The following is a 24,729-nucleotide window of genomic DNA, read 5'->3' on the forward strand; positions in this document are numbered from 1 at the left end:
CCGGGGCGCAGGCAGAGGACGAACACACAATCGGGAACAGACATGAATGAAGCAGTTATCGTATCGACGGCGCGCACCGGGCTCGCCAAAAGCTGGAAGGGCGCCTTCAACATGACCCACGGCGCCACGCTCGGCGGCCACGCCGTGCAGCACGCCATCGCGCGCGCGGGCATCGAGGCCGGTGAAGTGGAGGACGTGCTGATGGGCTGTGCCAACCCCGAAGGCGCGACCGGCGGCAATATCGCACGCCAGATCGCGTTGCGCGCAGGCTGTCCGGTGACCGTACCCGGCGCAACCGTGAACCGCTTCTGCTCGTCGGGTCTCCAGGCCATCGCAATGGCGGCGCAACGCGTGATCGCCGACGAGGGTGACATCTTCGTGGCGGGCGGCGTCGAGAGCATTTCAGCGACGCAGCAGCAGATGAACATGCATATGGCCACCGATTCCTGGCTCGAGCAGAACAAGCCGGAGATCTACTGGAGCATGCTACAGACCGCCGAGCAGGTGGCGAGGCGCTATGGCATCTCGCGCGAGCGACAGGACGAGTACGGCGTACGCAGCCAGCAGCGCGCCGCTGCCGCGCAGGAAACAGGCCGTTTCACCGACGAGATCGTGCCGATGACGGTCCTCGCGGGCGTGACCGACAAGCTCACCGGTCAGATCGTGACGAAGTCCGTCACGATCGCCGCCGACGAAGGCATTCGCGCCGACACGACGCTCGAAGGCGTAGCGAAGATCCGCACGGCATTTCCAGGCGGGGTGATCTCCGCGGGCAACGCGTCGCAGTTCTCCGATGGGGCATCGGCCACCGTGGTCATGAACGCACGGGTCGCTGAAGCCCGGGGCCTGCAGCCGCTTGGCGTGTTTCGCGGCTTCGCCGTGGCCGGCTGCGAGCCGGACGAAATGGGCATTGGCCCGGTGTTCGCCATTCCGAAATTGCTGAAGAAGGCGGGGCTGAACGTCGACGACATCGGATTGTGGGAGCTGAACGAAGCCTTCGCCGTGCAGGTGCTCTATTGCGCGGACACGATCGGTATTCCGATGGAGCGGCTGAACGTCAATGGCGGCGCGATTGCAGTGGGGCATCCGTTCGGCGTCTCGGGTGCACGCCTCGCCGGCCACGCTCTGATCGAGGGCAAGCGCCGAGGCGTGAAGTACGTGGTGGTGACCATGTGCATCGGCGGCGGCCAAGGCGCGGCGGGTTTGTTCGAAGTGCTTTAGGCGGAGCGTTTGCATGTCATTGATCCTTTCCCGGCGCGACCTGAACTTTCTCCTTTATGAATGGCTCAATGTCGAAGCGTTGACCGGCATTCCACGGTATGCCGATCACTCGCGCGAAACCTTCGATGCCGCGCTCGATACGTGCGAACAGATCGCGACCAATCTGTTCGCGCCACACAACAAGAAGAGCGACCAGCAGGAGCCGCAGTTCGACGGTGAGACGGTCCACATCATTCCCGAGGTCAAGGTGGCGCTCGACGCGTTTTGCGCCGCTGGCCTGATGGCGGCGGGTCAGGATTATGAGCTGGGCGGCATGCAATTGCCGCTCGTCGTCGAGAAAGCCGGCTTTGCGTATTTCATGGCCGCGAATATCGCCACCTGCGGCTATCCGTTCCTGACCATCGGTAATGCCAATCTGCTGCTCGCCCATGGTTCGCCGCGGCAGATCGAGGCGTTCGTCAGGCCAGAGATGGAAGGCCGGTATTTCGGCACGATGTGCCTGTCCGAGCCGCAGGCAGGGTCGTCGCTATCGGACATCACCACGCGCGCGGAATATCAGGGCGAATCGCCGCTCGGCGCACAGTACCGGCTGCGCGGCAACAAGATGTGGATTTCGGGCGGCGAGCACGATCTGTCGGAGAACATCGTGCATCTGGTGCTCGCGAAGATTCCGGGGCCGGATGGCAAGCTGACGCCGGGCGTCAAGGGCATTTCCCTGTTCATCGTGCCGAAGTACCTCGTTCATGAGGACGGTTCGCTTGGCGAGCACAACGACGTGGTGCTGGCGGGGCTCAATCACAAGATGGGCTATCGCGGCACGACGAATTGTCTGCTGAACTTCGGCGAAGGGACGAAGTACCAGCCGCGCGGCGCGGCGGGTGCGATCGGCTATCTGGTGGGCGAGCCGGGGCAAGGCCTGAGCTGCATGTTCCACATGATGAACGAGGCGCGTATCGGCGTCGGCCTCGGCGCCGCCGCGCTCGGCTATACAGGCTATCTGCATGCGCTCGACTATGCGCGCAATCGCCCGCAAGGCCGCATCGCGGGCCGCAGCTGCAAGGAGGCCGCCAGCCCGCAGGTGAAGCTGGTGGAGCACGCCGACATCCGACGCATGCTGCTGGCTCAGAAGAGCTACGCGGAGGGCGCGCTCGCGCTCAATCTGTATTGCGCGAAGCTGGTCGATCAGGAGCGTGCGGCCCACGCGAACGACGATTCTCTCTCGCTCGAGCGGCTTACGCTCCTGCTCGACATCCTGACGCCGATCGCCAAGAGCTGGCCGTCGCAATGGTGCCTGGAAGCCAACAGCCTCGCGATTCAGGTGCACGGCGGCTACGGCTATACGCGTGACTACAACGTTGAGCAACTCTACCGCGATAACCGTCTCAATCCGATTCACGAGGGCACGCACGGCATCCAGGGGCTTGATCTGCTCGGGCGCAAGGTCGTGATGAAGGACGGTGCGGCGCTCGCCATCCTGCGCGACACGATGCAGGAAACCATCGCGCGTGCGCGCGGCGTGGCCGACACGTCGATCACCGAGTATGCCGATGCGCTGGCTATCGCGCTCTCGCGGCTCACGCAAGTGACGGGCGAGCTTTGGTCCGCTGGCGACCAAAGTGTGACGCTCGCCAACGCGTCCGTTTATCTGGAGGCGTTCGGCCACGTGGTGCTGGCGTGGATCTGGCTGGAACAGGTGCTTGCCGCGCAGGTCGCTCAAGAGGCCAATGGCCGTCGTGACGATGTCTTCTATCACGGCAAGCGGGCCGCCGCCGGGTATTTCTTCCGGTGGGAATTGCCGCGCGTCTGGGCGCAATTCGATCTGCTCGCGTCGCTGGACCGGACCACGCTCGACATGCAGGGCGCCTGGTTCTGACAGCGCGCACCGAACGTCACTGATCACCGGAAACTCGTATGCAAACCACCCAGCAACTTTTTAACCTCAAAGGCAAGACGGCGCTCGTTACGGGAGGCTCCCGAGGCCTCGGCCTCCAGATCGCGGAGGCGCTCGGCGAACAGGGCGCGCGGTTGATGTTGTCCGCACGCAAGGCTGACGAGTTGGAGGCCGCGCAAGCATACCTGCACGCTCGCGGCATCGAAGCGGACTGGATCGCCGCCGACGGCGCGCGTGAGGACGACATCGGGCGACTTGCTGACCAGACCCTCGCCAGGCTCACGCATGTCGACATCCTGATGAACAACGCGGGCGCCACGTGGGGGGCGCCTGCCGAGGACTACCCGCTCGAAGCATGGGACAAGGTGATGAACCTGAACGTGCGTGGGCTCTTCCTGCTCACGCAGCGCATCGGCAAACAGTCGATGATTCCGCGACGCTATGGCCGCATCGTCAACGTGGCATCGATCGCGGGCTTATCCGGCAACGCCCCCGGCACCATGGAGACGATTGCCTATAACACCTCGAAGGGCGCGGTCGTCAATTTCACGCGAACGCTTGCTGGCGAGTGGGGCCGGCATGGCATTACCGTGAACGCGCTCGCGCCCGGGTTTTTCCCGTCGAAGATGACGCAGGGATCGCTCGATCGCATGGGCGTCGAGGAGATGCGCACGGGCGTCCCGCTGTGCAGGCTCGGTGGCGACGACGACCTGAAGGGCGCGGCCGTGCTGTTCGCGAGCGATGCGGGCAAGCACATCACCGGGCAGATCCTTGCTGTGGACGGCGGGGTGAGCGCCGTATAAGCGCCAGACACGAAACGGCGGGACCGCAAGACAGCCTGCGGTCCCGCGCCGATTTTTCCAATACAGCAGAAAGAGGTTTGATATGTACAACGCGCCGCTCAAGGACATGATGTTCGTGATGCGCGAGCTTGCCGGGCACGACGACGTGGCGCTGCTGCCGGGTTTCGAGGATGCGAAGCCCGACACCGCGCAGGCCGTGCTGGAGGAGGCCGCCCGATTGTGCGCCGAGGTGTGGGCGCCGTTGAACGCCGAAGGCGACAGGCAACCTCCGCGCTGGACCAGTGGTGAAGTCGCCGCGTCGCCAGGCTTCGCGGATGCCTTCCGCCAGTTCGCAGAAGGCGGCTGGCAGGGCATTCAGCATCCACCGGAATACGGCGGTCAGGGCTTGCCGAAACTCGTCGCGACGCCTTGCGCTGAAATGTTGAGCGCTTCGAATCTTTCGCTCGCGCTCTGTCCGCTGTTGACCGACGGCGCGATCGAAGCGCTGCTCATCGCCGGGAGCGACGCGCAGAAGCAGCGTTATTTGCACAGGCTGATTTCCGGCAAGTGGACCGGCACGATGAATCTCACCGAGCCGCAGGCGGGCTCCGATCTCGCGCTGTTGCGCACGCGCGCCGAGCCGCAGGGCGACGGCACGTACCGGCTTTTCGGCACGAAGATCTTCATCACGTGGGGCGAGCACGACATGGCGGAGAACATCGTGCATCTGACGCTCGCGCGCACGCCTCATGCGCCCGAAGGGGTGAAGGGCATTTCGCTATTCGTCGTGCCGAAGTTCCTCGTCAACGAAGACGGCTCGCTGGGCGCGCGCAACGACGTGCATTGCGTGTCGCTCGAACACAAGCTCGGCATCAAGGCGAGTCCGACTGCAGTGTTGCAGTTCGGTGATCACGGTGGTGCAATCGGCCAGCTGGTCGGTGAAGAAAATCGCGGCCTCGAATATATGTTCATCATGATGAACGCCGCGCGCTTTACGGTTGGCATGCAGGGCGTTGCGATTTCCGAGCGGGCATACCAGAAGGCTGTCGCCTACGCGAAGGAGCGGGTGCAGGGCCGGCCTGTGAATGGCTCGGCGAAAGAGGCGGTCAGTATCATCCATCATCCGGACGTGCGCCGGATGCTTATGACGATGCGCGCGCTGACCGAAGCGTCGCGCGCACTCGCGTACGTTGCGGCCGCGCATCGCGATATCGCGCACCAGCACGCCGACGCCGCGACCCGCGCACAGCATCAGGCGCGCTACGAATGGCTGGTACCGATCGTCAAGGGCTGGAGCACGGAGCTTTCGATCGACGTGACGAGCGCTGGCGTGCAGGTACATGGCGGCATGGGCTTCATCGAGGAAACCGGTGCCGCGCAGTTCTATCGCGATGCGCGCATCCTGGCGATCTACGAAGGCACGACGGCGATTCAGGCAAACGATCTGATTGGCCGCAAGACGTTGCGTGATGGCGGTGCGCTCGTGAGGGCGCTGCTTGCGGAGATCGCACAGACCGTCGACGCGCTCGGCGCGCACAACCCCGCGGCGTTTGACTCGATGCGCAGGCATCTGGCGCGGGGGCAGCAGGCGCTGGCATCGGCGGTCGATTACGTGCTTGCGAACGCAAAGGGCGATCCGAATGCGGTGTTCGCGGGCAGCGTGCCGTATCTGAAACTTGCCGGGATCGTACTCGGCGGCTGGCAGATGGCGCGTGCGATGCTCGCCGCGCAACGGCTGCAATCGGACGATCCATCGTTCTACGGCGCGAAGATCGCGACCGCGCAGTTCTTCGCCGAACACGTGCTGCCGCAGGCGACGGCCCTCGAAGCGGCGATTGTCAGCGCGAACGGCAGTGAAGGGATGCTGGCGCTGGCAGAAGAGCAGTTCTGAAAGCGTCTTTCGGGTCCGCGCCGTTCGTGCAGGTTATCGGCATGAGCGGGGCGGCTCCGCGAGCCTCCGTTTTCTGCCTCGTCTATGCGCTTACGACCGATCCAGACTGGACACGCGATGGCGGCCGGCCATCGGCAGGCCGCCACGGAGGAAACCCGCGCGAGTGTCAGAAGCGGTGGGTCATGCCGATGGCAACGAGCGTTTGCGACGCATCAGGCTCCGTCACTGAAATACCCGGCCAGCTCATCATCGAACTGCCGTTGTTTTTGATGTAGCCAGCCCGCGCGTAGAAGCTGGTCCGCTTCGACACATTGTGGTCGACGCCCACCTGGAAGCCGAGTGCGTTGTCATGTACGCCGCGCACATCGCGCTCGACAACAGCGAGCTGGACTTCGTCGGCGTTCGTCGCCTGGATCGTCGCACCTAACTCCCCGTAGCTCAGAGCGTGTCCTGCGCCGAGGAGCGCCGCCATCGACCCCGGCGCTGCATTCGTGGGGCGCGCATACGAGTAGTTAAACTGGAGTTTCACGATGCCGATCTGATACGCGAGTGCGCCGGTGAAATGCTCAGTCCCAAGCAGGTTAAGCGAAAGCGGCAGACCCGCGATGGTCTCCACGCCGGAATGCTGGTTCAGGTAGGCCACGGCTGCGTAAAGTCCGGCGCCTTGCCAGGTCAGCGCGACATCGATCATGTTTCCCGACGTGGACGGGATTGGCTGCGTGGCTGTCGCCGCGAAACCATACATCGCATAGAGCTTCGCACCTGCTACGTTCGGTGACTGATAGAAAATCGTGTTGCTGACCCGTCCTGGCGCATACTGGACCGCGAGTGTATGACGGTCGGAGGCCGCGGCGAGATCGACCGCCGAGAGCGGCGAGAGCAGTTCGTTGCCACGGAACGGATCGGTCGGATAAACGGCCCAGAAACTCGGCTGATATTGACGACCGAAGGTGAGCGTGCCGTACGTGTTCTGCTCTAACCCTACCCACGCCTGGCGATAGAAGAGGGCGGTCGTATCGGCGAATGAGCCACCGTTGTTGATGTTGAAACCGCTTTCCAGGTCGAACACGGCATTCAGTCCGCTGCCCAGATCCTCCTTACCCCTGAGGCCGAACATCGAACCTGTCGAGCCGCCGCTTCGCTGGGAAAACGAGCTCGCTCCGCCGTTGTTATGTTTTTGATCTGCCCGAACGTGACTGACGATCGCGATCGGGGTGGGGTTTTCCCTTGGATTTCGCGTGAGTCGCTAGGACTTGCGAACAAATGTCGTCGGAAAGGGCAGCGCAGTTGCACTGCGTTCGTGACACTGTTGAACATCTGGAAAACTCTCTAAGTTGTTGTTTAATAAGAATTTTTAATGTCGTGATGGCAGCCGGGCGCCGCTCAAGATTTCAGACTTAAGCGAACAAAGTTCAAAGTTAAGTCAATCTCGACATCTCGACAGCACCATCCCTTCTTGAATTTGTCACCACCCGTCCATATAATTAGCACTCGCTGCACGAGAGTGCTAACAACATCGCCGGTTGGCTTAGCCAGCCGGGTTTTCTCAGCGTTCTTCAGTCTCAATCAAGAGAGGAGTATGTATGAACCTTCGTCCTTTGCATGATCGCGTGATCGTCAAACGTCTGGATCAAGAAACCAAGACCGCGTCGGGCATCGTGATCCCCGAAGCCGCAGCAGAAAAGCCGGATCAAGGCGAAATTCTGGCAGTCGGCCCGGGCAAGCGTGACGACAAGGGCGCTCAAATCGCGCTCGACGTGAAGGTGGGTGACCGCGTCCTGTTCGGCAAGTACGCAGGCCAGACCGTTAAGGTCGACGGCAACGAACTGCTCGTGATGCGCGAAGAAGACATCATGGCCGTGGTGCAAAAGTAAGCGCTGGTCGCTACTTTCCCGGTCATATCTTAAAGAATTCAAGGAGTTAGAAGATGGCAGCTAAAGACGTCGTATTCGGTGATTCCGCCCGTGCCAAGATGGTTGAAGGCGTGAACATCCTCGCGAACGCTGTGAAGGTCACGCTGGGCCCGAAGGGTCGCAACGTCGTCCTGGAACGCAGCTTCGGCGGCCCGACGGTCACGAAGGACGGTGTGTCGGTCGCGAAAGAGATCGAACTGAAAGACAAGCTCCAGAACATGGGCGCGCAAATGGTCAAGGAAGTTGCTTCCAAGACCAGCGACAACGCAGGTGACGGCACCACGACCGCAACGGTCCTGGCTCAGTCGATCGTCCGCGAAGGCATGAAGTACGTCGCATCGGGCATGAACCCGATGGACCTGAAGCGCGGTATCGACAAGGCTGTGACGGCCGCAATCGAAGAACTGCGCAAGATCAGCAAGCCGTGCACGACCAACAAGGAAATCGCACAAGTCGGCGCGATTTCGGCGAACAGCGATTCGTCGATCGGCGACCGTATCGCTGAAGCGATGGACAAGGTTGGCAAGGAAGGCGTCATCACGGTTGAAGACGGCAAGTCGCTGCAAGACGAGCTGGACGTGGTCGAAGGTATGCAATTCGACCGCGGCTATCTGTCGCCGTACTTCATCAACAACCCGGACAAGCAAGTTGCTGTGCTCGAAAACCCGTTCGTGCTGCTGCACGACAAGAAGGTGTCGAACATCCGTGATCTGCTGCCGGTACTGGAGCAAGTCGCCAAGGCTGGCCGTCCGCTGCTGATCATCGCAGAAGACGTCGAAGGCGAAGCGCTGGCTACGCTGGTGGTGAACAACATCCGCGGCATCCTGAAGACGGTTGCTGTCAAGGCTCCGGGCTTCGGCGATCGTCGTAAGGCCATGCTGGAAGACATCGCGATCCTGACCGGCGGTCAAGTTATCGCTGAAGAAACCGGCCTGACGCTCGAAAAGGCAACGCTGGCTGAACTGGGTCAAGCAAAGCGCATCGAAGTGGGCAAGGAAAACACGACGATAATCGACGGCGCTGGCGAAGGCGCCACCATCGAAGCACGTGTGAAGCAAGTTCGCACGCAAATCGAAGAAGCAACGTCGGACTACGACCGTGAAAAGCTGCAAGAGCGCGTTGCCAAGCTGGCAGGCGGTGTTGCAGTGATCAAGGTTGGCGCTGCGACCGAAGTCGAAATGAAGGAAAAGAAGGCACGTGTCGAAGACGCACTGCACGCAACGCGCGCAGCTGTGGAAGAAGGCATCGTGGCTGGCGGCGGCGTCGCGCTGATCCGTGCACGTACGGCAATCGCTGGCCTGAAGGGCGCTAACGCCGATCAGGACGCAGGTATCAAGATCGTGCTGCGCGCGATGGAAGAGCCGCTGCGTCAAATCGTTGCGAACGGTGGCGAAGAAGCCAGCGTCGTGGTGGCGGCCGTTGCAGCCGGTACGGGCAACTACGGCTACAACGCAGCAACCGGCGAGTACGTCGACCTGGTCGACGCTGGTGTTGTCGACCCGACGAAGGTGACGCGCACGGCGCTGCAAAACGCAGCTTCGGTGGCGGGTCTCCTGCTGACGACCGACGCAGCTGTTTGCGAACTGCCGAAGGACGATGCTCCGATGGGTGGCGGTATGCCCGGCGGCATGGGCGGCATGGGCATGGACATGTAATTTCGGTTGGGCCTCTCGTCTAGAGGCTCAGTTGGAGGCACATGGGGAAGTGCGCCGCGAGGCGTGCTTCCCAAAAGAAAAAACCCGCAGAAATGCGGGTTTTTTTATGGACGCCCGTCTCGCGGCGGGCTAAGGCAAAAGCGCCGGGGTCATTGGGCCGCCGGCACCTCGCGCCAAGTATCAGTGCCGCGCTTCGCCCGGCGCCGCATCCTTGCCGGCTGCCGGCGGCGTTTCGTCGTCGCTACTGCGCGCCCAGAAAAACCGGTCCGGCAAATATGCCCCCATGCCCGGCCGGAACGCATTGCGCACCGCCTGATACAAATACTCTTGCGCCTCGCGCACCGCTTCAGCGGGATCCTGCCCATTGGCCAGCAATGCGGCGATCGCCGCGCCCAGCGTATCCGTCAAGCCCATGATCCGATGGCTGCCGCGGTCCCACATGTCCTGACGCAACTGGCCGTCTTCGCTGAAGAGCGTATTGACGTGCCGGTGCGTGCCGGTTTCCGTCGACAGAATGTATTCGCAGCCTTGCGACAGCAGGTGCGAAATGGCGGCGTCGAGGCTCGGTGCTTCGGCGTCGCCGTCCGGCTGGGCGAGCGCGAGCAGCGTGGCCGAATCGGCGACCAGCAACGTGGTTTGCGGCGCGAGCAGGTCGGCGATCGCTTCGCGCAGTTCGTCGGCGGACAGCACGTGCTCGTCGTCGAGCGTGAAATCGGGGGCGAGAATCAGTGGAATGTCGTCGTAATCGGCGACGACTTCCGCAATCGCACTCACCACTTCCGCGCGGGTGCAGGCGCCGACCTTGAACGCGGCGATCGGCATGTCTTCGAGCAGCATCCGAGCCTGGGTCGCGACTACTTCCGGGTCGAGCCCGGTGACTTCGTCGCAACTCGCCGAGTCGCGCACGGTGTAGCCCGTGAGCACGGAGACGCCATGACAGCCCATGCTGGCAAGGGTCATCAGGTCGGCTTGCAGGCCGGACCCGCCGGTGGGATCGGAAAGGCCGAAGGTGAGGACGATCGGAGGCGTGTCGCTGGGCATGAAGATTGACAGAAAGGAGCAAAATTTAGGCGCAGAGAGTGCGCAATCGGCTCAATTATGCGGCCTAAACCGTCGCGAGGGCGTTTTTTCGCATCTCGCGATGCATTGCAGCAAGCAAGCCGTGGGCGGCGCGCGGCATGGCGCCGCAACCACCGTGCCGGCCGACACAAACGGCATAGCCAAAGGCCGTCGCACGCTACGATTGCGCGTTTCTGATTGCTAGGCATTGGGGCAGCAACACGGTACCATCATGGCTCCCGTTTCCACGGACTCTACGACGCGACACAAGAATGGAATATCAAAGCTGGATGTGCCTGATTTGCGGCTGGATTTACGACGAAGAAGCCGGTTTGCCGGACGAAGGCATTGCGCCGGGCACCCGCTGGGAAGACGTCCCCATTAACTGGACCTGCCCGGAGTGCGGCGCGCGTAAGGAGGATTTCGAGATGGTCCAGATCTGAAGTCCGGGAGTAGCCGGCATGCCGGCTGCGGGCCCGTCCCGCATGTCCCCGGCACGGCGTTGGCATGGTGTTTCGCAGCCGGCGTGACGCGCCGGATCGAACGCACCCGGTGCGCTCTGAAGTTTGCCCCAACGCGTCGATGCGGAGCGTCCTCGGCCGCGCCGTGTCGCAACGTTAGTCTGTCATTGTCCTGTCGCCGGTTCGCGCGTTAGCCGATCAGTCTGCGTGCGGTGCGAGGCGACGGCCCGTCAGCTTCGTGTCGCCTGCCCATGACTCTTCAATCCGCTGCACCCGTTTCCTTCGATGCCTTGCCGAATCCGCGCGGCGGCGCCGTCCGTCCCGCCGAGCTTGCGCTGGCTGAGGCGCTGCTGGCATTCGAACAGCACAGCGAGAGCACGTCGGCGTTGCTGCGGGCGTCACACGCACTGCGCGGAGCCGGCTGGCTGAGCGCACAGCGCTTCGCTGACGCGCTGATGCGGCTGTCGCCGCTCGCGGAGGGCGACCCGGCCGACGCGGTCAACGCTCGGCCGGTGTTCGGCGCGGCCTTGCGCGACTTCCGCGCCGCGCTCGAGCGTCACAATCTGCGCGAGCTGTCCTGTTCGCCCGTGCTGTTCAATCATTACCGGGCGCTCTGCGCGCATTTGTCCGAGCACACGCCCGGTTCCACCGTCGCGTTCGAAGATCTCGCGCTGACCGCGCGGCCGGTGCCGCCGGTCTCGCTGCACGCGCAGTCCGCCGATCAACTGGCGCATCTGCGGGCGCGCTATGAGCGCGCGCTGCTGCCGGTGTTGCGCTCGCAGGTCGATACCGGCAGTGCGGCGGCGCTGGCCGTCACCAACGCGGCGCTCGACGAACTGGACGCCGTTTTCAGCGAACTCACCGGACCCGACCCCTACGATTTCTGGCGCCTCGCCAAGGCTTGCGCCAAGGCATTGCGGATCAGCGGCCGCGCCACGGGGGAAACCGACGCGCGGCGTTTTTACGCTCGTTGCAACCTCGCGCTCGCCGATCATGCGCGCGGCATCGAGCTGGCGCCGCGTTCACTCGTGCGCGCGACGCTTGCGCTGCTGTGGCGCGACTACGCGTTGTTCGGCGCCGCCGCGGAAGACGCCGACCAGGTGGAAGTGCTGCACGACTACGGCCTGACCGTCGACTGGCACGTGGCGGGCACCCAGGCATCCGAAATGCTTTGGGAAGCGGGCGCCGTGCAGGCCCAGGCGATCAGCGCCAGCCGTGGCGCATTGACGCGAGAGTTGGGCGTGCTGGCCGTCAATGCGAACGCCTACGAAGATTTCCTGCAAACGGCGGATGCGTCGATCTCCGCGTTGACCGAGCATGCCCGTGCGGCCGACCAGCCGGAGAAAGCCGATCCTAGCGAAGCGCTGCAAGCTGGCGATGCCGCCTACCGGCTCGGCTCCGCCGCGTGCGCGCTGGGCCTCGGCCACGTGGCGCTGCTGGCCGATGCGCTGGGGCTCGCGTGGCGCCGTCGCGCGCATGCCGGCGTATCGACGCCTGCGGTGCGCGCGCACGTGATCGTCGGCGCACCGGCGGCGAGCACGCTCGAGCAGGCCGCCGAGGCCTTGCGTGCCACGCTGCACAAAGTCGCCGCGGGCGTCGCGCCGCCCGGCGGTAACACCGCGCTGGCCGCCTTGACGCGTTCGATCGAGCAGGGCGGCGCGTGAGCGATCTGCGCGGCAGGTTCTTTGGCGCGTCGGCCCGTCTGTCAGCCGGCCACAACGGGCCGCAGTGACGCGACGCGGCCGCACGCAACAGGCGTGCCGCGAAACACCGCGAACCTGCACCGTGGCGAGCGCCCGCGTGCGTGATAGAGTGCAACTTGAATCGCCGTCGATGGCTCGCGGCACGCTTCATGGCACACATCGCGGTTCCACGCTCAAAGCCCCGCCATCCTGCATCGTCTTTGCTAAAATCCGAACTATGTCCAAGAGTACCGATCGCATCAATCTGACCAACCAGTTCCTGATCGCCATGCCGAACATGGCGGATCCGACGTTTTCAGGAACGGTGGTCTACCTTTGCGATCACAGCGAGCGCGGTGCGCTCGGCCTCGTGATCAACCGGCCGACCGACATCGACCTGCAGGCGCTCTTCAGTCGCATCGATCTCAAGCTCGAGATCGAGCCCCTTCTCCATGTGCCCGTCTATTTCGGCGGCCCGGTGCAAACCGAGCGCGGCTTCGTGCTGCACGATCCGAAAGACGGCAACGCGTACACGTCGTCCATGTCGGTGCCGGGCGGTCTCGAGATGACCACCTCGAAAGACGTGCTCGAAGCCGTGGCGAGCGGCACGGGTCCCGAGCGTTTCCTCCTCACGCTCGGCCATGCCGGCTGGGGCGCGGGTCAGCTCGAAGAAGAGATTTCGAAGAACGGCTGGCTGACGGTCGAAGCCGACCCGAAAATCGTCTTCGACGTGCCTGCCGAAGAACGTCTGGAAGCCGCGCTGGCGTTGCTCGGCATCAACCTGTCCATGCTGTCAGGCGAGGCGGGTCACGCATGAGCCTGCCGGCCGGACGTGAGGCGACGCTGCTTGCGTTCGACTACGGTGAAAAACGCATCGGCGTGGCGGTCGGCAATTCGCTGACCCGTCGCGCGCGGCCGCTCGTGATCGTGCAGAACCGCAGCCGCGAATATCGGTTCGAGGCGGTCGGCAAGCTGATCGCGGAGTGGAAGCCGAACGCGCTCGTGGTCGGCCTGCCACTGCATCCGGACGGCACGCCGCACGAAATGACGCAACTCGCGAAGCGCTTCGGCAATCAGCTGAATGGCCGCTTCAATCTGCCGGTCACGTGGATCGACGAACGCTATTCGTCGGTCGAGGCGAAGGCGGAAATCCGCGCCGGTAACGGCCGCGCCGACATGCTCGACGCCGAAGCCGCCAGCATCATCCTCCAGCAATATCTAGACGGACTTTCCGACGATCATGAGTTCCATTGACGCCGAAGCGCTTTATCGCGCGCTGCTCGACCAGATTCGCGCGGTGTATGGCGACCAGTTCGGCGCCGGGCAAAACGGCGCCGAGGGCGCAGTGCTGGCCGGCATCTACAGTGGCGGCGCGTGGCTTGCCGAACGGCTGGCACGCGACCTGAACCTGCCGAGCTTCGGCGTGGTGAACGTGGCGCTGCATCGCGACGATTACGCGAAAAAAGGCCTGCACTCGCAGGCGAGCCCGACTTCGCTGCCGTTTTCGGTCGATGGCCGTCGTATCGTGCTGGTCGACGACGTGCTGTACACCGGCCGCACGATCCGCGCGGCCCTGAACGAGCTGTACGACTATGGCCGTCCGGCATCGGTCGAACTGGCGGTGCTCGCCGATCGCGGCGGGCGTGAATTGCCGGTGGCGGCGCGCTTTGTCGGCGGCGTGGTGAACATTCCCGCCGACGCCACGCTCGTCTTGGCCCGTTCGGACAGCGCGCAGGACCAGCCGCGTTTCACTTTTCACACTGAAGCACGCGTCGATTGAACACGGCACGATGCGCCACGTGTGCATCGAACCCGCCGCAATCGACGCATCGCATTGAGCCATCACACGCCACGCATCAAAGAATTTTCGAGCCGTTTGTCGCCGCTAAACGCGCGAAGGCCGGCTTGGCATCGTCACACGCAGTCCGCATCGACACCGATCACGTTGAAGCCCGTATTTGAAGCAGGTACACCATGAACACCGCTACCCAAGCTCCCAAGGATTCCGCGGATAGCGCCACCGAGCGCTTCCGTTATGGCTTCCTCAAGGGCAACCCGCAGCTCACGAAAAACGGCGAGCTCAAACATCTGTTGTCGATCGAGGGCTTGCCGAAGGCGATCGTCAATCACATTCTCGATACCGCCGACCAGTTCGTCAGCGTGACCGATCGCGAAGTGAAGAAGGTGCCGCTGTTGCGCGGCAAGTCGGTGTTCAACCTGTTCTTCGAGAACTCGACGCGCACCCGCACCACCTTCGAGATCGCCGCGACGCGTCTGTCGGCGGACGTGCTGAATCTGAACATCAACGCGTCGTCGACGAGCAAGGGCGAGTCGCTGCTCGACACGATCAACAACCTCTCGGCGATGCATGCCGATATGTTCGTCGTGCGCCATGCATCGAGTGGCGCGCCTTATCTGATCGCCCAGCATTGCGCGCCGCACGTGCACGTGATCAACGCCGGCGACGGCCGTCATGCGCACCCCACGCAGGGGCTGCTCGACATGTACACGATCCGCCACTACAAGAAGGACTTCACGAAGCTGCGCGTGGCGATCGTCGGCGACATTCTGCATTCGCGGGTTGCGCGCTCCGACATTCACGCGCTGACCACGCTCGGCGTGCCGGAAGTGCGCGCGATCGGTCCGCGCACGCTATTGCCGGGCGGCCTGGAACAGATGGGCGTGCGCGTGTTTCACAACCTCGACGAAGGCCTGAAGGACGTCGACGTGATCATCATGCTGCGTCTGCAGAACGAACGGATGAGCGGCGCATTGCTGCCCTCGGCGCAGGAGTATTTCAAGAGTTGGGGCTTGACGCCGGAGCGTCTCGCGCTCGCCGCGCCCGACGCGATCGTGATGCATCCGGGTCCGATGAATCGCGGCGTCGAAATCGATTCGCAAGTGGCCGACGGTCCGCAGTCGGTGATTCTGAACCAGGTGACTTTCGGTATCGCGGTGCGCATGGCGGTGATGGGGATCGTCGTGGGCAATCACGATTGATCTTGCCGACGTCGAGCGTCATGGCGCCGCGTCACCCAACAGCACATTGCGAACACGCAACGCGTAAGCGAAATCTGGCTGAACTCAGCTGAACATAAGGCAGCGCATGAAGATTCATATTCAAGGCGGCACGCTGATCGATCCGGTAGCGGGCACCGAACAGCAGCAGGACATTTTTATCGAAGCGGGCAAGATCGTCGCCATCGGCAACGCGCCCGCGGATTTCAACGCGGCGAAGACGATCGACGCCAAAGGCCTCTGTGTCGTGCCGGGTCTGGTCGATCTGTCCGCGCGGTTGCGCGAGCCGGGCTACGAACACAAGGCGACGCTCGAATCCGAAATGGCCGCCGCGCTCGCGGGCGGCGTGACGAGCCTCGTCTGTCCGCCGGACACCGATCCGACGCTCGATGAACCGGGCCTCGTCGAGATGCTCAAGTTCCGCGCGCGCAATCTGAACCAGGCGCATGTGTATCCGCTCGGCGCGCTGACGGTCGGCCTCAAGGGGCAGGTCATCACCGAGATGGTCGAGCTGACCGAAGCGGGCTGCATCGGCTTTTCGCAGGCCGACGTGCCGGTGGTCGATACCCAGGTGCTGATGCGCGCGCTGCAATACGCGAACACCTACGGCTATACCGTGTGGCTGCGTCCGGTGGACGCCTATCTTGGCAAGGGCGGCGTGGCCGCGAGCGGCGCGCTGGCGTCGCGGCTGGGGTTGTCGGGCGTGCCGGTGTCGGCGGAAACCATCGCGCTGCACACCATTTTCGAGTTGGTGCGCGTGACCGGAACGCGGGTGCATCTGTCGCACGTGTCGTCGGCGGCGGGCATTGAGTTGATGCGCGCGGCGAAGGCTGAAGGCTTGCCGGTGTCGTGCGACGTCACCGTGAATCACGTGCATCTGATCGACCTCGACATCGGCTACTTCGACGCGCAGTTCCGCCTCGATCCGCCGCTGCGTCAACAGCGCGATCGCGACGCGATTCGCGCGGGTCTGGTCGACGGCACGATCGACGCGATCTGCTCCGACCACACGCCGGTCGACGACGACGAAAAGCTGCTGCCGTTCGCCGAGGCCACACCTGGCGCGACCGGGCTGGAGCTGTTCCTGTCGCTGACGGTGAAGTGGGCCGACGAAGCAGGCGTGCCGCTCGCCAAGGCGCTGAACCGCGTCACCACGGCGCCGGCCGACGTGCTCAAACTCGAAACGGCCGGCCGCATCGCCGTGGGCGGCGTGGCCGATCTCTGCGTGTTCGACCGCAACGCGCATTGGCGCGTCGAGCCGCGTGCGTTGAAGAGCCAAGGGCACAACACGCCGTTCCTCGGCTACGAACTGCCGGCGCGCGTGCGTGCGACCATCGTGTCCGGGCACGTCGCATTCGAACAGCGCTGATCGCCGTGGCATTGGCCCACTCATTGGCTCGCTCATCGGCCGGTTCATTGGCCAGTTCATTGGCCCAATCAGGAACGCTCCGACCATGAAGCTCGCGTTACGCAAGGCCCGTCTCGTCGTTCATCTGCTGCACGGCATGTGGATCGTGGCGACGCGCTTTCCCAAAGCCAGCGCCGAGGTGCGTCACACGCTCAATCGGGAATGGTCGCTGAAGATGTTGCGCCTGTGCGGCATGCGGCTCGTCGTGCATAACGACAGCGCGCGGCTCGATCGCGGCGCACTGGTGGTCGCCAATCACATCTCGTGGATCGACATCTATGTGATCAACGCGTGGCGGCCCACGCCGTTTGTCTCGAAGGCCGAGATCCGGCAATGGCCGGTGGTCGGCTGGCTCGCACAGCAGCTGGACACGGTGTTCATTCAGCGCGAAAGGCGCAGCGACGCGAAGCGGATCATGCATGAATTGTCCGACCGCCTGGGCGCGGGCGAACTGATGTGCGTGTTTCCCGAGGGCACCACGTCCAACGGGCTCGCATTGCTGCCGTTTCACGCGAACATGTTTCAGGCGGCCGTGTCGGCGTCGGCGCCGGTGCAGCCGCTGTGCATGATGTATGAGGACGCGCAGGGCCGGCAATCCACCGCGCCTGCTTATATCGACGATCTGTCGCTCGCCGATTCGCTGAATCTGCTGCTGGGCGGCGGACCGCTCACCGCACATATCTATGTCTGCGCACCGCTCGCGCCAGGCGCGGACCGGCGCACACTGGCGGCGGAAGCGGAAGGCGTGATTGCGGCCGCATTGCGGGAGATGCAAAGCGGCGCCGCGATGACCGGTGCGGTGATGGCGGAGCGGGCCGTCACATCCGCCGCCGTGGCAACACTGATCGAAGAACCGGTCGATCAGGTCGACCGGTCAGGACGTTCGGCCTGAAATTCGGCCCTGGAATTCGGTCAAAGGTCGATCCCAGCGTGTGGCTGGGTCGCCGCGGCTGGTTAGTTGCCGCCGCCCGCCGCGCGACAGTTCTCACAATCAACTTGCGTCAGCGTGCGCTCCGCGGGCTTTTGCGCGAGACGCACGGCGGACAGCTGTTCGCCCCACACGCAGCCTGAGTCGAGGCCGATCAGGTTGTCACGCAGAATCAGGCCGAGCGCGGCCCAATGACCGAACACCACGGTCACGTCGGCGGTCTTGCGCGACGGTACTTCGAACCACGGCATGCAACCCGGCGGCGCCGCATTCAGGCCGCCGCTGCTGCTGAAATCCATGGCGCCCTCGGCGTTGCAGAAGCGGATGCGCGTCAACGCGCTGCACGTCAAACGCAGCCGCTCGATACCCTTCAGTCCCGGTTTCCAGCGGTTCGGCTCGTTGCCGTACAAACCGGCGAGCGTCTCCTGCCAGTTCGGCGCGCGCAGGGCGCGCTGCAATTCGTCGGCGAGTTCGAGCGTCAGATTCACGTCCCACTGCGGCAGCACGCCTGCATGGACCATCAGCATGCCGTTGTCGAAGTGCGCGATTGGACGGTGGCGGATCCATTCGAGCAGGTCGGCGGCGTCCGGCGCGGCGAGAATCTCGTCGATCGTGTCGCCTTTCTTCGATTTGCGAATCCCCGCCGACACCGACAGCAGATGCAGATCGTGATTGCCCAGCACCGGCACCGCCTGCTCGCCGAGCGCGATGACGTCGCGCAACGTGGCAAGCGATTCGGTGCCGCGGTTGATCAGGTCGCCCGCGAACCACAGCGGCGTGCCGGCCGGCGGCGCGGCCTTGGCCAGCAGTTGCCGGAACGGCGTGCGGCAACCTTGCAGATCGCCGAAGGCGAGCGGGAGTAGGGGCGGATCGGAGCGAGCGGAGGACGTAGTGGCGGGTGTCATCAAGGAAATGAGTGCGGTTTGATACACGCTGTTACGCACGAGGCGTGCCGCGTTGGGCAATGCAACATATTAGCGTGACATAATAGCCCGTTTGCAGGGTTGATATCGGGTCAGGCGCCGCTGGCAAGCGGCTTAGCGCGGGCGCCCACGATATTGCGACACAACAGGATGACTTTCATGAACGGAGAAAGCATGTCGTCTTTTCATGCAGAGCAACCTATTCGTACACTCGTCACCGGGGCGAGCGGTTTCACGGGCCGCTATCTGGTCGACAACCTGCTTGGCCGCGGCCACACGGTGATCGAAACGGTCGCCGGGCGCGACGAGCCGGAAACGCCGACGCGCCTCAGGCTCGACATCACGTCGCCGGATGCGTGCCGGCGCGTGATCGAAATCGCGCGGCCCGACTACATTGTCCATCTGGCTGCGATCAGCTTTGTAGGCCATAACGATCCGCTCGACTTTTACCGCGTCAACGTGATCGGCACGCTGAATCTGCTGGAGGCGTGCGCCTCCGTCGGTCATACGCCCCGCAAGCTGCTGATCGCGAGCAGCGCGAACGTCTACGGCAACGTGACGAGCGACGCCATCGACGAGAGTTTTCCGGTCACGCCGGTCAATCACTACGCGGCCAGCAAGGCGGCGATGGAAACGATGGTGCGGACCTGGTTCGATCGTCTGCCGATCCTGATCGTGCGGCCGTTCAACTATACCGGCCGCGGCCAGGCGTCCAACTTCCTCGTGCCCAAGATCGTCGAGCACTTCGCGCGTCGCGAACCGTCGATCGAACTCGGCAATATCGACGTCGCGCGCGATTTCTCCGACGTGCGCTACGTGGCGAGCGCCTATGAAGCGTTGCTCGACTCCGAGGCCGCCTCGGAAACCGTCAATGTCTGCACCGGCACGCCGTTTACGTTGCGCGAAATCCTCTCGGCGGCGAGCAGTCTGACCGGGCATGAACTCGAGATTCAGATCAATCCCGCCTTCGTGCGGCAAACCGATGTGAAGATGCTGGCCGGTTCGCCCGCCAAGCTGCGCACGCTCGTGCCGAAAGTCGAGGCGATTCCGTTCATGGACACGCTGCGCTGGATGCTGGCGGCATAATCGGCCGCACCTGCGCGGCGATCCGCCATCTTTAGGGGTCACGGTGACGCGTGACTTTCGTTCGCGTATAAACAATCACCATGCTTCGCATTGCCGGCTGATTTGTTCAGACGTGTACGGCGTTTGCTCCCGTTTTCCCCAGTGCATTACGCTGAATCAGGCCGCTAGCCGTTCCATCAGCCGCGGCGCTCCATCATGCTTGCAGCCGTTCACAGCGACATTCGTCGTGAAAGTGACGGCCGAATTAAATGATGGAAACCAAACTTGTCAAGCTGTTTCAAGTTGTTAGGGTTCTAGTTTTTGCCTTTGGCGGCTTTATAATCGGGGCTTCATAAGATTGGCGTTTGAGCGCCCGCCCGCAGTGCCAAGGGCGGCGGCGGGCGTCCACAAGATTCCGACACCACAACGCGTGGTAGCAGGTCAGTCAAACCATTTCGATCTGCCACCAACATCTAGAAGGGAATTTCATGATTCTGGTAACGGGCGGCGCCGGTTTTATCGGCGCCAATTTCGTGCTCGACTGGCTCAATGCGTCGGACGAAGCGGTACTGAACGTGGACAAGCTGACGTACGCCGGCAATCTGGGTACGCTCAAGTCGCAACAAAACAATCCGAAGCACATTTTCGTGCGCGCGGATATCTGCGATCGCGCCGCGCTCGACGCGCTCTTTGCCGAGCATAAGCCGCGTGCCGTGCTGCATTTCGCCGCCGAGAGCCACGTGGATCGTTCGATCCATGGTCCGGCTGATTTCGTGCAAACGAACGTGGTCGGCACCTTCACGCTGCTCGAGGCGACCCGCAACTACTGGAGTGCGCTCGGCGAGGCGGCCAAAGCGGAATTCCGCTTCCTGCACGTGTCGACCGACGAAGTGTTCGGCTCGCTCTCCGCTACCGATCCGCAATTTTCCGAGACCACGCCGTACGCGCCGAACAGTCCTTACTCGGCCACCAAGGCAGGTTCCGACCATCTGGTGCGCGCCTACCATCATACGTACGGTCTCCCGGTCCTCACCACGAACTGCTCGAACAACTACGGTCCGTACCAGTTCCCCGAGAAGCTGATTCCGCTGATGATCGCCAACGCGCTCGGCGGCAAGCCGCTGCCGGTCTATGGCGACGGTCAGAACGTGCGCGACTGGCTGTATGTCGGCGACCATTGCAGCGCGATCCGCGAAGTGCTCGCGCGCGGCACGCCGGGCGAGACGTACAACATCGGTGGCTGGAACGAGAAGAAGAACCTCGACGTGGTCCACACGCTGTGCGAACTGCTCGATCAGTTGCGTCCGAAGACGGGCGCGTCGTACCGCGATCAGATCACCTATGTGAAGGATCGTCCGGGCCACGACCGCCGTTATGCAATCGACGCCCGCAAGCTCGAACGCGAACTCGGCTGGAAGCCTGCGGAAACGTTCGAGACGGGTCTCGCCAAGACGGTCCAGTGGTATCTGGACAATCAGGCGTGGTCGGACGAAGTTGCCTCCGGCGACTATCGCAAGTGGGTTGAGACCAACTACGCGCAGCGCGCGTAAGGGCACGGCAATGGCGCGCAAAGGCATTATTCTCGCGGGCGGCTCGGGCACACGCCTGTATCCGATCACGCACGTGGTCTCCAAGCAGTTGCTGCCGGTCTACGACAAGCCGATGATCTACTACCCGCTGTCCACGCTGATGGTGGCGGGCATTCGCGATGTACTGATCATTTCCACGCCGCAGGACACGCCGCGCTTCGAAGCGATGCTGGGCGATGGCAGCCAGTGGGGCATGAACATCCAGTACGCGGTTCAGCCTTCACCGGATGGGCTCGCGCAGGCGTTCATCATCGGCCGGGATTTTGTGGGCAACGATCCGTCGGCGCTGATTCTCGGCGACAACATCTTTTACGGCCACGATCTCGCAAAGCAGCTTGAACACGCTAACGAGAAAGCAGACGGCGCCACGGTCTTTGCGTACCACGTGCATGATCCTGAACGTTATGGCGTGGTCGAATTCGACAAGCAGTTCCGCGCGTTGTCGATCGAAGAGAAGCCGGCCAAGCCGCGTTCGAACTACGCGGTCACGGGTCTGTACTTCTACGACAAGCAGGTCTGCGACATTGCCGCGGACATCAAGCCGTCGCCGCGTGGTGAACTCGAGATCACCGACATCAACTCGCGCTATCTCGCCAACGCCGCGCTCAATGTCGAGATCATGGGCCGTGGTTACGCGTGGCTCGATACCGGCACGCATGACTCGCTGATCGAAGCCGCGACCTTCATCGCTACGCTGCAGAAGCGTCAGGGCCTGGTGGTCGCGTGCCCGGAGGAGATCGCCTACCGGCAGCAGTGGATCGACGGCGAGCAGTTGCAGGCGCTCGCCAAACCGCTCGCGAAGAACGCCTACGGCAAGTATCTACAAAACCTTCTTACGGACCAAGTGGCATGGCCATCCAAGTAACCGCAACCGCGCTGCCTGAAGTCAAGATCATCGAGCCGAAAGTGTTCGGCGATGCGAGAGGCTTTTTCTTCGAGAGCTTCAATGCGAAGGAATTCGCCGAGCAGGTCGAGCCGGGCGCCGAGTTCGTGCAGGACAACCATTCGCGCTCCGCGAAGGGCGTGCTGCGCGGGCTGCATTACCAGGTCCAGAATGCGCAGGGCAAGCTCGTGCGCGTCGTCGAAGGTGAAGTGTTCGACGTCGCTGTCGACATCCGCAAGAGTTCGCCGAATTTCGGCAAATGGGCGGGCGTGGTTTTGTCGGTCGACAACCATCGGCAATTGTGGGTGCCGCCCGGTTTCGCGCACGGGTTCGTGGTGCTGTCCGAGTCCGCGCAGTTTCTCTACAAGACCACCGATTACTGGTATCCCGAGCACGAGCGCAGCATCGTCTGGAACGATCCGGCGATCGGCATCCAGTGGCCGATCGACGACGAGCCGCTGCTGGCGGCGAAAGACGCGGCAGCCAAGCTTCTGGCCGATGCCGACGTTTTCGCATAAGGGGTTGGCATGAGCGCACATGATGCCAAGCGGACGATTCTCGTCACCGGCGTAAACGGCCAGGTGGGCTTCGAGCTCGCGCGTACGCTGCAAGGACTCGGCACAGTGGTTGCGGTGGACCGCGCCGCGATGGATCTGTCCGATCCGGATCAGGTTCGTGCCGTGGTGCGCAACATCCGGCCGACGCTGATCGTCAATCCCGCAGCCTATACGGCGGTCGACAAGGCGGAGGAGGAGTTCGATCTCGCCATGCGCATCAACGGCGAAGTGCCGGGCGTGCTCGCTGAAGAAGCGAAAAAGCTGGGTGCGGCGCTGGTTCACTATTCGACCGACTATGTCTTCAACGGCGAGAAAGACGGCGCCTACGTCGAAGACGATCCCACCGATCCGCAAAACGCGTATGGGCGCACCAAGCTGGCCGGCGAGCAGGCCATCGCCGCGAGCGGCTGTGCGCACCTCATTTTTCGCACGAGCTGGGTGTACGGCACGCGGGGCAAGAACTTCCTGTTGACGATGCTGCGTCTCGGCGCGGAGCGCGACGAATTGAGCGTGGTCGCCGACCAGATCGGCGCGCCGACCTGGTCGAAAACGATTGCCACGCTCACTGCGAACGTACTCGCACAAGCAGCGGCGCCGGGGCAGAGCGACTGGTGGCAGCAGCATTCGGGCGTTTATCACCTGACCGCCACGGGTTCGGCGTCGTGGCACGGTTTTGCCGAGGCCATTTTCGAACTGTCGGGCCTGGCGAAAACGCCGACCGTCAAACCGATCCCGGCTGCTTCCTATCCGACGCCGGCGAAGCGGCCCGGCAACTCGCGCATGTCGAATGACAAGCTTGCCCGGACGTTCGGCGTGCAGCCGCCGGATTGGCGCGACGCCTTGCAACTTTGTCTGGGCGAGCGTTGAGCAGCACCCCACTGACATCGCGTACGGGTGCCGTCGTTGTTTTCTACAACCCCGATGCGGCCTGTATCGAGCGGGCCAACCGGCTCGCCGCAAGGATGCACTGCGTGGTGGTCGACAACACGCCGGCCGTGCGCCCAGCGAGCGAGCTGGGACTGGCCGGCGCGATCGAGTACCTGCCTAACGGCGAAAACGCTGGCATCGCGACGGCGATCAATCAGGGCGTCGAGGCGCTGATTCGCGGCGGCTTCGAGATGGCGATCATCTTCGATCAGGACAGCGAGCCGCCCGCGTCGCTATTCACGGAGTTGCCGAAGGTCATCGACGCGGCCAACGCATCCGGCGAACGGGTCGCGCTGGCGGGCCCGGCCTACGAAGATGCGCGTCTGCGCGGCCTCGCGCCGTTCGTGCGCTTCAAGTGGGGCACGCTGGAGCGGATCGTGCCGCAGGGCGATCAGCCCATCGAGGTCGACTTCCTGATTTCGTCGGGGTCGTGCATCAATTTGCGCTGGTGGTCGAGCATCGGTCCGATGGACGACGCGCTTTTCATCGATTTTGTCGACCTGGAATGGTGTGTGCGTGCCAAGCAGAAGGGCTACCGGGTGTTGGGCGTGCCGTGGGTGCACATGAGCCATGAACTTGGCGGCGAGCCGGTCCGCGTACTGGGTCGCGCGTATCCCATGCATAGCCCGTTGCGCCACTACTACCTGTTCCGCAACGCCGTTGTGCTGATTCGGCGTTCCTATGTGCCCTGGACGTGGAAGTCGTCCGAACTGGTCAAATTTCCCGTGCGGCTCGTCATCTATTCGTTGATGCCCTCGCAGCGGATGGCCCATTTGAGAATGGCCTTGCTCGGTATGTGGGACGGCATTCGCGGGCGGCTGGGTAGACTTTAGAACGCGGTGCGACAGCAGTCGGTGCAATTGGCCAGGAACTCTA

23 protein-coding genes are annotated in these 24,729 nt (G+C 63.3%); 20 read left to right on the forward strand and 3 right to left on the reverse strand.

Going from position 1 to position 24,729, the window contains the following annotated elements; genetic code table 11:
- Positions 1-42 precede the first annotated feature (42 nt).
- The 4 genes from HF916_RS31460 to HF916_RS31475 all read left to right on the forward strand — a co-directional run bounded on the left by HF916_RS31460 (position 43) and on the right by HF916_RS31475 (position 5,785).
- Positions 43-1,221 (forward strand): acetyl-CoA C-acyltransferase, encoded by a 1,179-nt coding sequence (locus HF916_RS31460; RefSeq protein WP_168792777.1) that lies wholly within the window; start codon positions 43-45, stop codon positions 1,219-1,221.
- 13 nt (positions 1,222-1,234) lie between these two features.
- Positions 1,235-3,094, forward strand: a complete 1,860-nt coding sequence (locus tag HF916_RS31465; RefSeq protein ID WP_168792778.1) for an acyl-CoA dehydrogenase — start codon at positions 1,235-1,237, stop codon at positions 3,092-3,094.
- 38 nt (positions 3,095-3,132) lie between these two features.
- Positions 3,133-3,915: an SDR family oxidoreductase gene (locus tag HF916_RS31470; RefSeq protein WP_168792779.1), complete on the forward strand. Its 783-nt coding sequence runs from the start codon at positions 3,133-3,135 to the stop codon at positions 3,913-3,915.
- Between the two features lie 82 nt (positions 3,916-3,997).
- Positions 3,998-5,785, forward strand: a complete 1,788-nt coding sequence (locus HF916_RS31475) for an acyl-CoA dehydrogenase (protein WP_168792780.1) — start codon at positions 3,998-4,000, stop codon at positions 5,783-5,785.
- 166 nt (positions 5,786-5,951) lie between these two features.
- On the opposite strand, the gene HF916_RS31480 is transcribed toward HF916_RS31475, so the two are convergent.
- Positions 5,952-6,902 carry a porin gene (locus HF916_RS31480; RefSeq protein WP_240975770.1) on the reverse strand — a complete coding sequence of 317 codons (951 nt, stop codon included), beginning with the start codon at positions 6,900-6,902 and terminating at the stop codon, positions 5,952-5,954.
- A 466-nt stretch (positions 6,903-7,368) separates the two neighbouring features.
- Between HF916_RS31480 and groES the strand changes: the two genes are divergently transcribed.
- Both groES and groL read left to right on the forward strand, forming a co-directional pair.
- The gene (gene groES, locus HF916_RS31485) at positions 7,369-7,659 is read left to right on the forward strand and encodes a co-chaperone GroES (RefSeq protein ID WP_007178996.1); all 291 of its coding nucleotides are present in this window, start codon (positions 7,369-7,371) and stop codon (positions 7,657-7,659) included.
- Between the two features lie 53 nt (positions 7,660-7,712).
- Complete coding sequence (gene groL / locus HF916_RS31490) at positions 7,713-9,353, forward strand: chaperonin GroEL (RefSeq protein WP_168792781.1); 1,641 nt, start codon at positions 7,713-7,715, stop codon at positions 9,351-9,353.
- Between the two features lie 180 nt (positions 9,354-9,533).
- On the opposite strand, the gene HF916_RS31495 is transcribed toward groL, so the two are convergent.
- Positions 9,534-10,394, reverse strand: coding sequence for a hydroxymethylpyrimidine/phosphomethylpyrimidine kinase (locus tag HF916_RS31495; protein ID WP_168792782.1), 861 nt, complete (start codon positions 10,392-10,394; stop codon positions 9,534-9,536).
- 290 nt (positions 10,395-10,684) lie between these two features.
- On the opposite strand from HF916_RS31495, the gene HF916_RS31500 reads away from it, so the two are divergent.
- From HF916_RS31500 to HF916_RS31535, 8 genes are all read left to right on the forward strand, one after another.
- Positions 10,685-10,855 (forward strand): rubredoxin, encoded by a 171-nt coding sequence (locus HF916_RS31500; RefSeq protein ID WP_006047743.1) that lies wholly within the window; start codon positions 10,685-10,687, stop codon positions 10,853-10,855.
- A 269-nt stretch (positions 10,856-11,124) separates the two neighbouring features.
- Complete coding sequence (locus HF916_RS31505) at positions 11,125-12,537, forward strand: hypothetical protein (RefSeq protein ID WP_168792783.1); 1,413 nt, start codon at positions 11,125-11,127, stop codon at positions 12,535-12,537.
- Positions 12,538-12,793: 256 nt separating this feature from the next.
- Positions 12,794-13,372: a YqgE/AlgH family protein gene (locus HF916_RS31510; protein WP_007178990.1), complete on the forward strand. Its 579-nt coding sequence runs from the start codon at positions 12,794-12,796 to the stop codon at positions 13,370-13,372.
- A complete protein-coding gene (gene ruvX, locus HF916_RS31515) occupies positions 13,369-13,809 on the forward strand; it encodes a Holliday junction resolvase RuvX (protein WP_116119109.1) in 441 nt (146 codons plus the stop codon). Before HF916_RS31510 ends, ruvX begins: the two co-directional genes overlap by 4 nt.
- Positions 13,796-14,335, forward strand: coding sequence for a bifunctional pyr operon transcriptional regulator/uracil phosphoribosyltransferase PyrR (pyrR, locus tag HF916_RS31520; RefSeq protein ID WP_168792784.1), 540 nt, complete (start codon positions 13,796-13,798; stop codon positions 14,333-14,335). Before ruvX ends, pyrR begins: the two co-directional genes overlap by 14 nt.
- A 194-nt stretch (positions 14,336-14,529) precedes the next feature.
- The gene (locus tag HF916_RS31525; RefSeq protein WP_168792785.1) at positions 14,530-15,555 is read left to right on the forward strand and encodes an aspartate carbamoyltransferase catalytic subunit; all 1,026 of its coding nucleotides are present in this window, start codon (positions 14,530-14,532) and stop codon (positions 15,553-15,555) included.
- 106 nt (positions 15,556-15,661) lie between these two features.
- Positions 15,662-16,942, forward strand: a complete 1,281-nt coding sequence (locus tag HF916_RS31530; RefSeq protein WP_168792786.1) for a dihydroorotase — start codon at positions 15,662-15,664, stop codon at positions 16,940-16,942.
- Positions 16,943-17,027: 85 nt separating this feature from the next.
- Positions 17,028-17,873 carry a lysophospholipid acyltransferase family protein gene (locus HF916_RS31535; protein WP_168792787.1) on the forward strand — a complete coding sequence of 282 codons (846 nt, stop codon included), beginning with the start codon at positions 17,028-17,030 and terminating at the stop codon, positions 17,871-17,873.
- 62 nt (positions 17,874-17,935) lie between these two features.
- On the opposite strand, the gene HF916_RS31540 is transcribed toward HF916_RS31535, so the two are convergent.
- On the reverse strand, positions 17,936-18,814 hold the full coding sequence (locus HF916_RS31540) for a symmetrical bis(5'-nucleosyl)-tetraphosphatase (RefSeq protein WP_168792788.1): 879 nt from the start codon (positions 18,812-18,814) through the stop codon (positions 17,936-17,938).
- A 192-nt stretch (positions 18,815-19,006) separates the two neighbouring features.
- On the opposite strand from HF916_RS31540, the gene HF916_RS31545 reads away from it, so the two are divergent.
- The 6 genes from HF916_RS31545 to HF916_RS31570 all read left to right on the forward strand — a co-directional run bounded on the left by HF916_RS31545 (position 19,007) and on the right by HF916_RS31570 (position 24,686).
- Positions 19,007-19,918, forward strand: coding sequence for a GDP-mannose 4,6-dehydratase (locus HF916_RS31545; protein WP_168792789.1), 912 nt, complete (start codon positions 19,007-19,009; stop codon positions 19,916-19,918).
- A gap of 467 nt (positions 19,919-20,385) precedes the next feature.
- Positions 20,386-21,447 carry a dTDP-glucose 4,6-dehydratase gene (gene rfbB, locus HF916_RS31550; RefSeq protein WP_168792790.1) on the forward strand — a complete coding sequence of 354 codons (1,062 nt, stop codon included), beginning with the start codon at positions 20,386-20,388 and terminating at the stop codon, positions 21,445-21,447.
- 10 nt (positions 21,448-21,457) lie between these two features.
- Complete coding sequence (gene rfbA, locus HF916_RS31555) at positions 21,458-22,351, forward strand: glucose-1-phosphate thymidylyltransferase RfbA (RefSeq protein WP_168792791.1); 894 nt, start codon at positions 21,458-21,460, stop codon at positions 22,349-22,351.
- Positions 22,336-22,887 carry a dTDP-4-dehydrorhamnose 3,5-epimerase gene (rfbC, locus tag HF916_RS31560; RefSeq protein ID WP_168792792.1) on the forward strand — a complete coding sequence of 184 codons (552 nt, stop codon included), beginning with the start codon at positions 22,336-22,338 and terminating at the stop codon, positions 22,885-22,887. The genes rfbA and rfbC overlap by 16 nt, the downstream gene beginning before the upstream one ends.
- A gap of 9 nt (positions 22,888-22,896) precedes the next feature.
- The gene (rfbD, locus tag HF916_RS31565; RefSeq protein ID WP_168792793.1) at positions 22,897-23,793 is read left to right on the forward strand and encodes a dTDP-4-dehydrorhamnose reductase; all 897 of its coding nucleotides are present in this window, start codon (positions 22,897-22,899) and stop codon (positions 23,791-23,793) included.
- Positions 23,790-24,686 (forward strand): glycosyltransferase family 2 protein, encoded by an 897-nt coding sequence (locus HF916_RS31570; protein ID WP_240975771.1) that lies wholly within the window; start codon positions 23,790-23,792, stop codon positions 24,684-24,686. The genes rfbD and HF916_RS31570 overlap by 4 nt, the downstream gene beginning before the upstream one ends.
- Positions 24,687-24,729: the final 43 nt, after the last annotated feature.

It is taken from the genome of Paraburkholderia aromaticivorans (assembly GCF_012689525.1).
Taxonomy (GTDB): Bacteria; Pseudomonadota; Gammaproteobacteria; order Burkholderiales; family Burkholderiaceae; genus Paraburkholderia; species Paraburkholderia aromaticivorans_A.

Bases quoted from the DNA above. Each gene is read 5' to 3' on its own strand.
- HF916_RS31460 (WP_168792777.1), top strand. From the start codon at position 43: ATGAATGAAGCAGTTATCGTATCGACGGCGCGCACCGGGCTCGCCAAA.
- HF916_RS31465 (WP_168792778.1), top strand. From the start codon at position 1,235: ATGTCATTGATCCTTTCCCGGCGCGACCTGAACTTTCTCCTTTATGAA.
- HF916_RS31470 (WP_168792779.1), top strand. From the start codon at position 3,133: ATGCAAACCACCCAGCAACTTTTTAACCTCAAAGGCAAGACGGCGCTC.
- HF916_RS31475 (WP_168792780.1), top strand. From the start codon at position 3,998: ATGTACAACGCGCCGCTCAAGGACATGATGTTCGTGATGCGCGAGCTT.
- HF916_RS31480 (WP_240975770.1), bottom strand. From the start codon at position 6,902: ATGTTCGGCCTCAGGGGTAAGGAGGATCTGGGCAGCGGACTGAATGCC.
- groES (WP_007178996.1), top strand. From the start codon at position 7,369: ATGAACCTTCGTCCTTTGCATGATCGCGTGATCGTCAAACGTCTGGAT.
- groL (WP_168792781.1), top strand. From the start codon at position 7,713: ATGGCAGCTAAAGACGTCGTATTCGGTGATTCCGCCCGTGCCAAGATG.
- HF916_RS31495 (WP_168792782.1), bottom strand. From the start codon at position 10,394: ATGCCCAGCGACACGCCTCCGATCGTCCTCACCTTCGGCCTTTCCGAT.
- HF916_RS31500 (WP_006047743.1), top strand. From the start codon at position 10,685: ATGGAATATCAAAGCTGGATGTGCCTGATTTGCGGCTGGATTTACGAC.
- HF916_RS31505 (WP_168792783.1), top strand. From the start codon at position 11,125: ATGACTCTTCAATCCGCTGCACCCGTTTCCTTCGATGCCTTGCCGAAT.
- HF916_RS31510 (WP_007178990.1), top strand. From the start codon at position 12,794: ATGTCCAAGAGTACCGATCGCATCAATCTGACCAACCAGTTCCTGATC.
- ruvX (WP_116119109.1), top strand. From the start codon at position 13,369: ATGAGCCTGCCGGCCGGACGTGAGGCGACGCTGCTTGCGTTCGACTAC.
- pyrR (WP_168792784.1), top strand. From the start codon at position 13,796: ATGAGTTCCATTGACGCCGAAGCGCTTTATCGCGCGCTGCTCGACCAG.
- HF916_RS31525 (WP_168792785.1), top strand. From the start codon at position 14,530: ATGAACACCGCTACCCAAGCTCCCAAGGATTCCGCGGATAGCGCCACC.
- HF916_RS31530 (WP_168792786.1), top strand. From the start codon at position 15,662: ATGAAGATTCATATTCAAGGCGGCACGCTGATCGATCCGGTAGCGGGC.
- HF916_RS31535 (WP_168792787.1), top strand. From the start codon at position 17,028: ATGAAGCTCGCGTTACGCAAGGCCCGTCTCGTCGTTCATCTGCTGCAC.
- HF916_RS31540 (WP_168792788.1), bottom strand. From the start codon at position 18,814: ATGACACCCGCCACTACGTCCTCCGCTCGCTCCGATCCGCCCCTACTC.
- HF916_RS31545 (WP_168792789.1), top strand. From the start codon at position 19,007: ATGTCGTCTTTTCATGCAGAGCAACCTATTCGTACACTCGTCACCGGG.
- rfbB (WP_168792790.1), top strand. From the start codon at position 20,386: ATGATTCTGGTAACGGGCGGCGCCGGTTTTATCGGCGCCAATTTCGTG.
- rfbA (WP_168792791.1), top strand. From the start codon at position 21,458: ATGGCGCGCAAAGGCATTATTCTCGCGGGCGGCTCGGGCACACGCCTG.
- rfbC (WP_168792792.1), top strand. From the start codon at position 22,336: ATGGCCATCCAAGTAACCGCAACCGCGCTGCCTGAAGTCAAGATCATC.
- rfbD (WP_168792793.1), top strand. From the start codon at position 22,897: ATGAGCGCACATGATGCCAAGCGGACGATTCTCGTCACCGGCGTAAAC.